The sequence below is a fragment of the Streptomyces sp. a15 genome (assembly GCF_059026085.1).
Genome location: NZ_JBWLKM010000051.1, coordinates 19,166 through 32,147 on the forward strand (window position 1 = coordinate 19,166; position 12,982 = coordinate 32,147).

Sequence of the window (12,982 nt, forward strand, 5' to 3'; positions counted from 1 at the left end):
AGAAAGCGCTTCACCCGCACCAGAACGCACGACGTACCCAGAAACGGAGAACAGTCGTGGCCCAAGCCGCAGCCGTGGCGAAACCGCCCGCGCCACCCCGGCGACGCCGTGCCTCCGCCACGCCGCGCAGGCTCCCTTACCTGCTGATCGCGCCGGCGGCCCTGCTCATGCTGGGCTTCATCGCCTATCCGGTCATCAGCGTCTTCTACTACAGCCTGCAGAACTACAACCCCACCAAACCGTGGCGGAACGGCTACGCGGGCTTCGACAACTTCGTCCACGCCTTCACCGAGGACCCGATCTTCTGGGACACGCTGGTCTTCAGCGCCAAGTGGGTCGTCGTCGAGGTCGGGCTCCAGCTGCTGTTCGGTCTGGCGCTGGCACTGATCGTCAACCAGACCTTCGTGGGCCGGGGCCTGGGACGCGCCATGGTCTTCTCCCCCTGGGCCGTCTCCGGCGTGCTCACCTCCGCGATCTGGGTGCTGCTCTACAACTCCCAGACGGGCATCACCCGTTACCTCGCGGACATGGGCATCGGCAGCTACGGCACCAGCTGGCTGTCGGACACCTCGACCGTGTTCCCGGCGGCGATCGTCGCCGACCTGTGGCGCGGTGTCCCCTTCTTCGCGATCCTCATCCTCGCCGACCTGCAGTCCGTCTCGAAGGACCTGTACGAGGCCGCAGAGGTCGACGGGGCGAGCCGCATCAAGCAGTTCTGGCACATCACGCTGCCGCACCTGAAGGACGCGATCATCCTGTCCACGCTGCTGCGCGCGGTGTGGGAGTTCAACAACGTCGACCTCCTCTACACCCTCACCGGCGGCGGACCCGCGGGCGAGACGACGACGCTCCCGCTCTACATCGCCAACACCAGCGTCGACGCGCACAACTTCGGCTACGCGTCCGCCCTGACCACGGTCGCGTTCGTCATCCTGCTCTTCTGCTCGATGGTCTATCTGCGCCTGAGCAAGTTCGGAGGTGGGGACAAGTGAGCACCAAGGAGGCCACCGCGGTCGCACCGGCCCCCCGGCGCACGGTTCCCGAACCGCAGCGCCCGGTCAAGAAGCGTCCCGCCTGGGACGAGGCACCCCGCTGGCAGATCTACCTGCCGCTGTCGATCTACCTCGTCTTCACGCTCATCCCCTTCTACTGGATCCTGCTGTTCGCGCTGCGCCCGGCCGGCTCGACCTCGCTCGTGCCCTGGCCGATCACCTTCGACCACTTCGAGAAGGTGTGGACGGAGCGCGCCTTCGCCACCTACTTCGAGAACAGCGTGCTCGTCGGTCTCGCCACCCTGGTGATGACGACCCTCGTCGCGCTGGCCGGCGGCTACGCGCTCGCCCGCTTCAACTTCAAGATCAAGCAGGCCTTCATGCTGGCCCTGCTGTGCTCGCAGTTCGTGCCGGGCGCGCTGCTCCTGGTGCCGCTGTTCGAGATCTTCGCCGAGCTCCAGATGATCAACTCGCTGGGCAGCGTCATCATCGCGGAAACCGTGTTCCAGCTGCCACTGTCGATGATCCTGATCAGCAACTTCATCAAGAACGTGCCGTACTCGCTGGAGGAGGCGGCCTGGGTCGACGGCTGCAACCGGTTCACCGCGTTCCGGATCGTCGTCCTGCCGCTGCTGCGGCCCGGTCTGATCGCCGTCGGCTCCTTCGCCTTCGTGCACTCCTGGAACCACTTCCTGTTCGCCCTGATGTTCCTGAACAACCAGAGCAAGCAGACGATCCCGGTCGGCCTCAACACCCTGATGAGCGCGGACAGCGTCGACCTCGGCGCGCTCGCCGCGGGCGGCATCATCGCGGCCGTACCCGTCGTGATCGTGTTCGCCTTCATCCAGAAGTGGCTGATCACGGGCTTCAGCGCGGGGGCGGTGAAGGGATGAGGAAGCGTCACCTCGCCGTCGCCCTAGGCCTGTTGGGGATGCTCTGCGTCCCCGCCCACGCCGAGGCCCGTGACATCAGCCGCGAGACCCTGGCCCCGAACGACGGCTGGGCGGCCGCCGCCGGCGGCACCACCGGGGGCGCGGCGGCCGATGACGCCCATGTGTACACGGTCACCGACCGCGCCGGACTGGTCCGTGCCCTGGACGGCGGCAGCGCCACCCCGAAGATCATCAAGATCGCCGGGACCATCGACGCCAACACCGACGACGACGGCGACCGCCTGGACTGCGCCGACTACGCCACCGACGGCTACGGCCTGAAGAAGTACCTGGCGGCCTACGACCCCCGTACGTGGGGTGCGGCCAAGCCCAGCGGCCCGCAGGAGGAGGCCCGCCAGGCCTCGGCGGCGAAGCAGGCGGAGCGGATCGTCCTGCCGGTCGGCTCGAACACCACGATCGTCGGGCTCGGCTCCTCAGCGGTCCTCAAGGGCGCCAGCCTCCAGGTGAAGAACGCGGACAACGTCATCGTCCGCAACCTCGAACTGCGCGACGCCTACGACTGCTTCCCCGTCTGGCAGCCCAACACCGGCGGCCTCGGCGACTGGAAGACGGCGTACGACACCCTGTGGCTGACCGGCGCCACCCATGTCTGGATCGACCACGTCACGGCGAGCGACAAGGGCCACCCGGACGAGAAGGAGCCCACCTACTTCGCCCGCAACTACCTCCGCCACGACGGCCTGCTCGACATCACCAACGGCTCCGACCTGGTCACCGTCTCCTGGAGCCGGTTCGCCGACCACGACAAGGCGATGCTCATCGGCAACGGCGACACGGCCACCGGCGACCGCGGCAAGCTCCGGGTGACCCTGCACCACAACGAGTTCGAGTCCGTCGTCCAGCGCGCCCCCCGCGTCCGCTTCGGCCAGGTGCACCTCTACAACAACCGGTACGTCGTCCCAAAGGACGCCCACGACTACCGCTACTCCATCGGAGTGTCCACCGAATCGGCGATCCACGCCGAGAACAACGCCTTCACCACCCCCGGCCACATCGAGGCCGCCGACCTGGTCAAGAGCTGGAACGGCACCGCCCTCCACCAGCGCGGCAGCCTCTTCAACGGCTATCCGGTGGACCTGCTCACGATCCACAACGCCTACAACTCGGGCAGCGAGCGTGACCTCACGGCCGACGTCGGCTGGGTACCCACCCTGCACACAGAGATCGACAGCGCCGCCACGGCCGACCGAGAGGTGGCACGCGGCGCGGGCGCAGGGAGGACCCCATGACCGTAGACATCGTCCTGGCGGGAGCGCGTGGCCACGGCCACTGGCACCTGGAGAACATCCGCAGGCTCCAGGACAAGGGCATCGTCCGGCTCGCCGGCATCTGCGAGCTGACCCCGCTGACCGCGGACGAGCTCCCCGAGGGCCTCGGCACGCCGGAGCAGTCCGCCGACTTCGGCGCCCTCCTCGACTCGACCGGCGCCCGGATCGCGGTGATCTGCACGCCGATCCCGACCCACACGGACCTGGCGCTGACGGCCGCGCGCAGGGGCGTGCACCTCCTGCTGGAGAAGCCGCCCGCCCCCTCGTACGCCGAGTTCCGCCGCATGGCGGACGGGGTCGCCGAGGCCGGGGTGGTCTGCCAGATCGGCTTCCAGTCGCTGGGCTCGCACGCCGTGCCCGCGATCCGCGAGCTGATCGGCGAGGGTGCCATCGGCGACCTGGTCGGCGTCGGCGGGGCCGGCGCCTGGGCGCGCCCCGAGGCGTACTACCGGCGGGCGCCCTGGGCCGGCAAGCGGCGGCTGAACGGTGTCGACGTGATCGACGGGGTGCTGACCAACCCGCTGGCGCACGCCGTCGCCACCGCCCTCGCGCTGGCCGGCGCCTCGCGTGCCGAGGACGTCGCCGGGATCGAGACCGAGCTGCTGCGCGCCAACGACATCGAGTCCGACGACACCTCCTGCGTCCGCGTGACCACCACGCGGGGCCTCCCGGTCACCGTCGCCGCGACCCTGTGCGCCGAGGACCCCGACGAGCCGTACGTCGTCGCGCACGGCAGCAGCGGCCGGATCACCTTCTGGTACAAGCAGGACCGCGTGCTGCTCCAGCGGGCCGACCACGGCCCCGAGGAGTACGAGTACGGCCGCACCGACCTGCTGGAGAACCTCGTCGAGCACCTCACCGACGGTGCGGAACTGCTGGTCACTCCGGATGCCACCGGCGCCTTCATGAAGGTCGTCGAGGCGATCCGGCAAGCGCCCGACCCGGCCCCGCTGCCCGACAGCGCCTGGCATCTGCTCCCGGGCGAGCGGCGCAGGGTCGTCCCCGGCATCGACGGACTGGTCGCGGCCGCCGCCGACACTCTCGCCCTCTACTCAGAGCTGGGCGCCTCGTGGGCGCCACGAAACGAGGTGAGCACCTGATGACGACCAACGACTCGCCGGTGCTGCGTGTCGGGGGCCGACCGGTCGGCCGGTACGTCACCCGGCCCGAGCTGCCGCCCCGGCTCTCCCCGCGCCCGTACCTGCACCCCGTCACCACCCTGGCCGGCACGGCTGTCACCGAGCTCAGCCCCGCCGACCACATCCACCACCTCGGCGTCGGTGTCGCCGTTCCCGACGTCGAGGGGTTCAACTTCTGGGGCGGCCGCACCTACGTCCGCGACCAGGGCCCGACCGAGCTCGACAACCACGGCGCCCAGCGGCACACCGCGTTCCAGTTGCGCGACCCCGACGGGCTCGTGGAGGAACTGCGCTGGGTGGCCGCGGGCGGTGAGCTGCTGCGCGAGCGCCGTACCGTCGCCGCCACCGAACTCACCGACAGTGCCTGGGCGTTGGACTTCACCTTCTCCCTCACCAACGTCACGCCGGACCCGCTGTCGATCGGCAGCCCGGCGACCAACGGGCGCCCCGGCGCGGCCTACGGCGGCTTCTTCTGGCGGGCCCGCAAGGAACAGGAGAACCCGCGGGTCTTCACCGCCGGCACCGAGGGCGAGGCCGAGATCCACGGCACCCGCGCCGACTGGCTCGCCCTGGCCGGCGCCGACTGGACCCTGGTCTTCGCGGGCGCCACCGAACAGACCCGCCGGGACCCATGGTTCGTGCGCACCGCCGAGTACCCGGGCGTCGGCTCGTCCCTGGCGTACGACGAGCGGCTGCCGATCGAGCCGGGCGACACCGTCGTGCGCCGGATCGTCACCGTGGTCGCCGACGGCCGCCTCGACCGGGACGGCGCCGCCGCCCTCATCCGCAAGGCGGTGAGCCTGTGACCGCCGAGACGAACCCGACCCCTGTTCCGGCCGCCGAGACGAACCCGCACCCTGTTCCGGCCGCCGAGACGAACCCGCACCCTGTCCCGGCCGCCGAGACGTATACGAACCCCGTCCTGAACGCCGACTGGTCCGACCCGGACGTCGTCCGCGTCGGCGACGATTTCTACCTCACGGCGTCCAGCTTCAGCCGCGCCCCCGGTCTGCCGCTGCTGCACTCCCGCGATCTGGTCAACTGGACGCTCGTCGGCCACGCCCTCGAACGCCTGGAACCGGCGGGCGAGTTCAGGGCACCGCGGCACGACTGCGGAGTCTGGGCCCCGGCACTCAGGCATCACGACGACCGCTTCTGGATCTTCTGGGGCGATCCCGACCAGGGCATCTTCCAGATCAACGCCCCCGAGATACGCGGCCCTTGGACCCGCCCCCATCTGCTGAAGGAGGGCAAGGGGCTCATCGACGCCTGCCCCCTGTGGGACGACGAGACCGGCGAGGCCTACCTGGTGCACGCCTGGGCCAAGTCCCGCTCGGGCATCAAGAACCGCCTCACCGGCCACCGCATGCACCCTGACGGCACCTCACTTCTCGACGAGGGCAAGGTGATCGTCGACGGGGATCGTATCCCCGGCTGGTTCACCCTCGAGGGTCCCAAGCTCTACCGGCAGGACGGCTGGTTCTGGATCTTCGCTCCCGCCGGGAGCGTGGAGACCGGCTGGCAGGGCGCCTTCCGCTCGCGCGGCTTCTTCGGGCCGTACGAGGAGAAGATCGTCCTGGAACAGAAGGACACCGACGTCAACGGCCCCCACCAGGGCGGCTGGGTGCGCACCACGTCCGGCGAGGACTGGTTCCTGCACTTCCAGCAGCGCGGTGCCTACGGCCGGGTCGTCCACCTCCAGCCGATGCGCTGGACCGCGGACGGCTGGCCGGTGCTCGGGGACGACGGCGCCCCCGTAGCCGTATACAAGAAGCCCGACCTGCCACCGCAGCAGGCCGCCGCACCCGCCACCGACGACGACTTCCCCGGCGGACGCTTCGGCCGTCAGTGGCAGTGGACGGCCAACCCGCAGGACGGCTGGGCCACCCAGCACTCCGGGGACGGCCTCCGCCTCGCCTGTGTCCGCTCGGCCGACGCGCACGACCTGCGCAAAGTGCCGAGCGTCCTCACCCAGCGGCTGCCGGGCGTCCCGTCCGCCGTCGAGGTCGAACTGACCCTGCACGGCGAGGAACCGGGGGCGCGGGCCGGGCTCGCGGTACTCGGGGACGCCTTCAGCTGGATCGGACTGCAGCGGGGGGCCGACGGGACGGTCCACCTGGTGCACCGGTTCGCCGAGGCCGTCGCGGAGAAGGAACGCGACGCCGACCACCCGCGGCTCGCGCCCGAGGGGCGGGCCAGGCTGCGGATCGAGATCGGCACGGGAGCACGCTGCCGCTTCTTCTACGACGTCGGCGACGGCCCGCGTCCCTCCGGCCAGGTCTTCGCCGCCACCCCCTGGCGTTGGGTCGGCGCCCTGCTCGGCCTGTTCGCCCTCGCACCCGCCGGCCCGGGACAGGCCGGTGCGGCGAGTTTCACGCAGTTCAGGATCAGCCCGCTGTAAAGCACTGCTCGCGTACGTCTGTTGATCGCACGTAGAACGCCTGTTGGGAGCCGCAATGACGCACCTCCATAGCAAGCGCTTGCCGAGACCGGGTCACGGCAGAGTCGTGGCCGCCGTGATCGGTCTGGTGGCCGCCCTGTCTCTCGGGGCGGTCGGCGAGGCGAAGGCCGCAGCCCCGTCCTCGGCCGCTTCGGTGCCAGCCGACCGCTGGACCGACCGGGCCCACGGTTTCGCCTCCCTCGCCGGCGGCACGACCGGCGGGGCGGGCGGCAAGGTGGTGACCGTCACCGACCAGGCCTCGCTGGAGAAGTACGCGGCGGCCGAAGAGCCGTACGTCATCAGGGTCTCGGGGGCGATAGCCGTCGAGCCGTTCGGCTCGGACATCGTCGTGACCTCGAACAAGACGATCATCGGCGTCGGCGACACCGGCGAGATCGTCCACGGCGAGCTCCATCTGAACCCCGGCACGAGCAACGTCATCATCCGGAACCTGACGATCCGTGACTCCTACGTCGAGGGCGACTGGGACGGCAAGACGACCGACTTCGACGCGATCCAGATGGACACCGTCGACCACGTGTGGATCGACCACAACCGCTTCGCGCACATGGGCGACGGGCTGCTCGACATCCGCAAGGACAGCCAGTACATCACCGTCTCCTACAACCAGTTCAGCAACCACAACAAGGCGCTAGGGATCGGCTGGACCTCGAACGCGCTGACGCAGATCACCATCGACCACAACTGGTTCACGGGCACGAAGCAGCGCAACCCGTCTGCCGACAACTGCGCCTACGCCCACCTCTACAACAACTACCTGTCGGCGCAGGTGGCCGACGGCGACCCGGTGTGGACGTACGGCAACTGGGCGCGCGGCAGGACCAGGATGGTCCTCGAGAACAGCTACTTCGACGGCGTCCAGCACCCCCACCAGGCCGATGCCACCGCGGAGTTGGTGGAGCGCGGGTCGATCCTGAAGAACACGACCGGCCGGCACGACGAGTGGGGCACCGCCTTCGATCCCCGTGACTTCTACGACTACCGGCTGGACCCGGCGGCCGCCGTGCCCGCGCTGGTGAAGAGGTTCTCCGGCCCGCAGAAGCAGATCGGCGTCACGCTCCAGGTCCCGGCCGACCACCCGACCGTGCAGGCCGCCGTCGACGCCGTGCCCGACGGCAACGCCGTGCCGGTGACGATCGCCATCGCGCCGGGCACGTACCGGGCGAAGGTCTTCGTCCCCGCGACGAAGCCGAACATCGTGTTGCAGGGGACTGGACAGGACCGGTCCGACGCCGTCATCGTCTACGACACGCCCGCCGCGTACGGCGGCTCCACCGGGAGCGCGACCGTACGGATCGCCGCGAACGACGTCACGGCCCGCAACCTCACCTTCAGCAACGACTTCGACGAGGCCGCGCACGAGCTCAGCGGCGAGCAGGCCCTCGCCATGAAGACGACCGGCGACCGGATCGTCTTCGAGGACACCGCCTTCCTGGGCAACCAGGACACCCTGATGACCGACAGCCCCAAGCTGGACGTGATCAGCCGCGTCTACATCCGCGACTCGTACATCGAGGGCGATGTCGACTTCGTCTACGGACGCGCGACCACCGTCATCGAGCGGTCCGTCATCAAGGCGCTCAGCCGGGGTTCCGCCACCAACAACGGCTACATCACGGCGGCTTCGACATGGACGGGCAACCCGTACGGGTTCCTGATCACGAAGTCGAAGGTCGTGAGTGACGCCCCCGCCGGCAGCTTCCACCTCGGCCGGCCCTGGCACCCGGGCGGGGAACCGAACGCCATCGCCCAAGTGCTGTTCCGTGACACCGAGTTGCCCGCCGCGATCAAGGCCTCGCCGTGGACCGACATGAGCGGGTTCTCGTGGAAGGACGCCCGGTTCGCCGAGTACCGGACCTACGGGCCGGGAGCGGGTGTCACCGCGGACCGGCCGCAGATGAGCGACGCCGACGCGAAGACGCACACCGTCGCGAACTACCTCAAGGGCACGGACAACTGGGCTCCGCACGCCCGCCGCTGACCTCACACGGTGACCACTGACCCCCACAACTTCACATCTCCGCTGGATCCAGAAGAAGAGAGCCGACCAATGAAGATCAGCATCCGTAGAAGCAGGCGCGCGGCCATGGCCGTCGCCCTGGGCTCCGTGCTCGCGCTGACCGCCACCGCCTGTGGTGACGACGGCGGCGGCGCCGGCGGTGACAAGGGCGCCGAGGGCAGCGGCAAGGGCAAGGTCCTCTTCTGGGACAACAACGGCGGTGTCCGCACCGACATCTGGAAGGAGATCATCGCCGACTTCGAGAAGGCGAACCCGGACATCGACGTCGAGTACGTCGGGATCGCCTCCACCGAGTACCAGTCCAAGGTCGACACCGCCATCCAGGGCGGCGGCCTGCCGGACGTCGGCGGTGTCGGCGCGGCCATGATCGCGGCGATCTCCGCGCAGAACGCGCTGGACCCGCTGGACGACCGTCTCGCCAAGTCCTCCCTCAACGGCAAGCTCAACGAGGACATGGTCAAGTCGCTGAAGGCGGCCGGCGGCGGTGACGGCACCCTGTACTCGATCCCGACCTCCGCCAACAACGGTGTCCTCTACTACCGCACCGACCTGTTCGAGCAGGCGGGGCTGGACGCGCCGACCACCTGGGACAAGTTCTACGAGGCCGCGGACAAGCTCACGGCCGCGAGCAAGAACGAGTTCGGCTACACCATCCGCGGTGGCGCCGGTTCCATCGCCCAGGCGCTGGACGCGATGTACGGGCAGTCCGGCATCACGTCCTTCTGGGACGCGAGCGGGGCGAAGACCACGGTCAACGACCCGAAGAACGTGGCGGCGCTGGAGAAGTACACGGCCCTCTTCAAGAAGACCACTCCGGCCGCCGACCTCAACAACGACTTCACCAAGATGGTCGCCCAGTGGGATTCCGGCACGATCGGAATGCTGAACCACAACCTGGGCTCCTACCAGGATCACGTGAAGGCGTTCGGCATCGACAAGTTCCGCGGTATTCCGCAGCCGATCGGGCCCTCCGGCAAGCGGGTCCAGGTGTCCAACCCCGTTGACGGGCTCGGACTGTTCAAGACCTCCAAGAACAAGGAAGCAGCCTGGAAGTTCATCGAGTTCGCCACCTCGCACGAGGAGAACTCGAAGTTCAACGAGTCGGCCGGTCAGGTGCCGGCGAACAACGACGCCGCGAAGGATGCGTGGGTTTCGAAGGCGGAGCCCACGAAGCTGGCGGCCGAGGCGCTGAGTGACGGTTCCACGACCATTGTTCAGCTGCCGTACTACCTGCCTGACTGGGGCACGATCTCGAAGTCGGACAACGAGCCGAACTTCCAGAAGGTGCTGCTCGGGAAGATGAGTGAGAAGGACTTCCTGGACACGCTGGCGGAGCAGTTGAACACGGCTCAGGCGGAGTGGACGGAGCAGAAGGGCTAAGAGCTCGGCTGGTTCGGTTTTACGGCCGGCTGCGGGTTTGTTGTGGCTGGTCGCGCCCACGCGGCGGTTGCCGCATATAGGGCACAGCCCCGCGCCCCTTCGGGGGCGCGGGGTTACCCCCCACTTTGGAAGGCACCGCTATCTCGTAAGACCGTCGAGAAAGGCACATCGTCGTGTCGCTCACCCGCAGACAGGTCACCACCGCGGCCCTGGCCGCCGCTCCTCTCGCTCTTGCCGCGACCGGTACCGCGCAGGCCTCGGGCCGCCGTACTCGGACCCTCTATATCGCCGGTGACTCCACCGCCGCCCAGAAATACTCGGACGCCGCCCCGGAGACCGGGTGGGGCATGGCGATTCCGTTCTTCCTGCACAGGGATCGGCCCGTCGCCAATCACGCGGTGAACGGGCGCAGTTCGAAGAGCTTCGTCGACGAGGGACGGCTCGACGTCATTCTCTCCGCGATCCGGCCCGGGGACTTCCTGCTCGTCCAGTTCGCGCACAACGACGAGAAGACCACGGACCCCACGCGTTACACCGAGCCCTGGACGACGTACCAGGACTATCTGCGCCTGTACATCGAGGGTGCCCGGGCCCGTGGTGCCCGGCCCGTGCTCGCCACGGCCGTCGAGCGTCGCAGGTTCGACGCGGGCGGCAACGCCGTGCCGAGTCACGGCGACTATCCGGCGGCGATGCGTGCGCTCGCGGAGGAGGAGCGCGTGGCGCTGCTCGATCTCCAGGCCCTGTCGCTCGCGCTGTGGCAGAAGCTCGGTGTCGAGGAGACGAAGAAGTACTTCAACTGGACCGCGACCGAGCAGGACAACACGCACTTCAACCCGCCGGGCGCGATCGCGGTGGCCCGGCTGGTCGCCGCCGAGCTGCTGCACCACCGGGTGCTGGCGCCCCAGGACGTGCGTCGGCTCGACGCGGAGATCCCGGAGTCCTGGATCACCTGGCCGACGGCCACCGCGTAACCACCCCGACCTCAGAGAAGAGAGCCGCACCATGAACACACGTGTATGGCATGGGCATGTCACCACGAAGGCCGTCGTACTGATCGGCTGCACCGCGCTCGTCCTCGGTGTCACCGGCACCACCGCCCAGGCCGGGTCCCGTGACCTCGGCCGCCAGGTCCTCGGGGCGAACGACGGCTGGGGCTCCGAGGGGGCGGGGACGACCGGCGGTTCGGCCGCGGACGCCGAGCACGTCTACACCGTCAGCAGTTGGGCGGAGTTCAAGGCCGCCCTGAAGGCCGGCGGCACCGCACCCAAGATCATCAAGGTGAAGGGGATGATCGACGCCGTCGCGGAGGGCTGCGAGGCCTTCGCCACCGGCGGCTACGACCTCCAGCAGTACCTGAAGGACTACGACCCGGCCGTCTGGGGCAACGACGAGGTGGCCAGCGGTCCGCAGGAGGACGCGCGGGTCGCGTCCGCCGCCAACCAGGACACGGCCATCAAGGCCAACATCCCCAGCAACACCACCATCGTCGGCGTCGGCAGGAACTCCGGCATCCTCGGCGGCAGCCTCCAGATCAAGGGTGTCTCCAACGTCATCCTGCGCAACCTCACCATCGAGGCCCCGCTCGACTGCTTCCCGAAGTGGGACCCGACCGACGACAACAACACCGGCAACTGGAACTCCGAGTACGACGCCGTGGTCGTCTACGGCACCGACCACGTGTGGATCGACCACAACACGTTCACCGACGGGCGCTACCCCGACAGCGAGCGGCCGTCCTACTTCGGCAAGGTCTTCCAGCAGCACGACGGGCTGACGGACATCGTGCGCGGCTCCAACCACGTGACCGTGTCCTGGAACCGCTTCCAGGACCACGACAAGAACATGCTGATCGGCAACAGCGACAGCACCGCCGCCCTCGACTCCGGCAAGCTCAAGGTCACCATGCACCACAACCTCTTCGACGGGATCCTCCAGCGCTCCCCGCGTGTGCGGTTCGGACAGGTCGACGTCTACAACAACCACTACGTGGTGTCCGAGGAACAGAAGTCCGACTACTACATCTTCGGTGTCGGCCTCTCCTCACAGCTCCACGCCACCCACAACGCGATCTCGCTGCCGGCCGGCGCCGGCGTCGGCAAGGTCCTGAAGAGGTGGAACGACTCGCCGCTGACCGCCGAGAACAACCACGTCAACGGCAAGCTGACCGACCTGATCGCCGTGCACAACGCGGAGATCCCCGCCGAGACCCTGCGGTCCGGCGCCGGCTGGACGCCGACCCTGCGCACCAAGGTCGACTCGCCCAGGGCGGTCCCGGGGATCGTCGACCACCGCGCGGGCGCCGGCCGCCTGCGCTGACGTACACCGGAGCGGCGCACACCGGACCGTCGTAGCGCCGGCCGGCTGCGCCGAGGCCGCCCGCCGGGCCGGGCGGGGCCGGGACCGCACCGTGCGGTCGATCAGCGCGCGGGCGCCGGTCGGCTGCGCTGAAGCGCACCGGAGTGGCGTAGCGGTCTGCGCCGACGTACGCCGGAGTCTTGGTGCCGGCCGGCTGCGCCGAGGCCGCCCGCCGGGTCGGCCGGGGCGGAACCGCATCGCGTGGTCGATCACCGCGCGGGCGTCGGCTGGCTGCGCTGAAGCGCACCGGAGTGGCGTAGCGGTCTGCGCCGACGTACGCCGGAGTCTTGGCGCCGGCCGGCTGCAACGAGGCCGCCCGCCGGGCCGGGCGGGGCGGGACCGCACCGTGCGGTCGACCTCCGCGCGGGGCGCCGGCTGGCTGCGCTGACGCGCACCGGACCGTCGTAGCGCCGG

Annotated in this window: 10 protein-coding genes; all 10 read left to right on the forward strand. The window is 69.3% G+C overall.

Features of this window, described 5'->3' with window-relative positions; genetic code table 11:
• Positions 1-56: 56 nt before the first annotated feature.
• The 10 genes from AC5P09_RS35270 (at position 57) to AC5P09_RS35315 (ending at position 12,529) form a co-directional block, all read left to right on the forward strand.
• Complete coding sequence (locus AC5P09_RS35270) at positions 57-992, forward strand: carbohydrate ABC transporter permease (RefSeq protein WP_493877786.1); 936 nt, start codon at positions 57-59, stop codon at positions 990-992.
• A complete protein-coding gene (locus tag AC5P09_RS35275; RefSeq protein ID WP_493877787.1) occupies positions 989-1,885 on the forward strand; it encodes a carbohydrate ABC transporter permease in 897 nt (298 codons plus the stop codon). The genes AC5P09_RS35270 and AC5P09_RS35275 overlap by 4 nt, the downstream gene beginning before the upstream one ends.
• Positions 1,882-3,174 carry a pectate lyase family protein gene (locus AC5P09_RS35280; RefSeq protein ID WP_493877788.1) on the forward strand — a complete coding sequence of 431 codons (1,293 nt, stop codon included), beginning with the start codon at positions 1,882-1,884 and terminating at the stop codon, positions 3,172-3,174. Before AC5P09_RS35275 ends, AC5P09_RS35280 begins: the two co-directional genes overlap by 4 nt.
• On the forward strand, positions 3,171-4,313 hold the full coding sequence (locus AC5P09_RS35285; RefSeq protein ID WP_493877789.1) for a Gfo/Idh/MocA family protein: 1,143 nt from the start codon (positions 3,171-3,173) through the stop codon (positions 4,311-4,313). The genes AC5P09_RS35280 and AC5P09_RS35285 overlap by 4 nt, the downstream gene beginning before the upstream one ends.
• The gene (locus AC5P09_RS35290; protein ID WP_493877790.1) at positions 4,313-5,158 is read left to right on the forward strand and encodes a DUF6807 domain-containing protein; all 846 of its coding nucleotides are present in this window, start codon (positions 4,313-4,315) and stop codon (positions 5,156-5,158) included. Before AC5P09_RS35285 ends, AC5P09_RS35290 begins: the two co-directional genes overlap by 1 nt.
• Positions 5,155-6,753 (forward strand): glycoside hydrolase family 43 protein, encoded by a 1,599-nt coding sequence (locus AC5P09_RS35295; RefSeq protein ID WP_493877791.1) that lies wholly within the window; start codon positions 5,155-5,157, stop codon positions 6,751-6,753. The genes AC5P09_RS35290 and AC5P09_RS35295 overlap by 4 nt, the downstream gene beginning before the upstream one ends.
• Positions 6,754-6,808: 55 nt before the next feature.
• A complete protein-coding gene (locus tag AC5P09_RS35300; protein ID WP_493877792.1) occupies positions 6,809-8,794 on the forward strand; it encodes a pectinesterase family protein in 1,986 nt (661 codons plus the stop codon).
• Between the two features lie 69 nt (positions 8,795-8,863).
• Entirely contained in the window at positions 8,864-10,213 is a 1,350-nt protein-coding gene (locus AC5P09_RS35305; RefSeq protein WP_493877793.1) for an ABC transporter substrate-binding protein, read from the forward strand.
• 173 nt (positions 10,214-10,386) lie between these two features.
• Positions 10,387-11,184: a rhamnogalacturonan acetylesterase gene (locus tag AC5P09_RS35310; RefSeq protein ID WP_493877794.1), complete on the forward strand. Its 798-nt coding sequence runs from the start codon at positions 10,387-10,389 to the stop codon at positions 11,182-11,184.
• A 31-nt stretch (positions 11,185-11,215) separates the two neighbouring features.
• Complete coding sequence (locus AC5P09_RS35315) at positions 11,216-12,529, forward strand: pectate lyase family protein (RefSeq protein ID WP_493877795.1); 1,314 nt, start codon at positions 11,216-11,218, stop codon at positions 12,527-12,529.
• Positions 12,530-12,982 lie beyond the last annotated feature (453 nt).

What these genes read in the sequence shown, in the direction of transcription:
- AC5P09_RS35285 (WP_493877789.1), top strand. Translation starts at nt 3,171, where the DNA reads ATGACCGTAGACATCGTCCTGGCGGGAGCGCGTGGCCACGGCCACTGG.
- AC5P09_RS35315 (WP_493877795.1), top strand. Translation starts at nt 11,216, where the DNA reads ATGAACACACGTGTATGGCATGGGCATGTCACCACGAAGGCCGTCGTA.
- AC5P09_RS35300 (WP_493877792.1), top strand. Translation starts at nt 6,809, where the DNA reads ATGACGCACCTCCATAGCAAGCGCTTGCCGAGACCGGGTCACGGCAGA.
- AC5P09_RS35280 (WP_493877788.1), top strand. Translation starts at nt 1,882, where the DNA reads ATGAGGAAGCGTCACCTCGCCGTCGCCCTAGGCCTGTTGGGGATGCTC.
- AC5P09_RS35305 (WP_493877793.1), top strand. Translation starts at nt 8,864, where the DNA reads ATGAAGATCAGCATCCGTAGAAGCAGGCGCGCGGCCATGGCCGTCGCC.
- AC5P09_RS35290 (WP_493877790.1), top strand. Translation starts at nt 4,313, where the DNA reads ATGACGACCAACGACTCGCCGGTGCTGCGTGTCGGGGGCCGACCGGTC.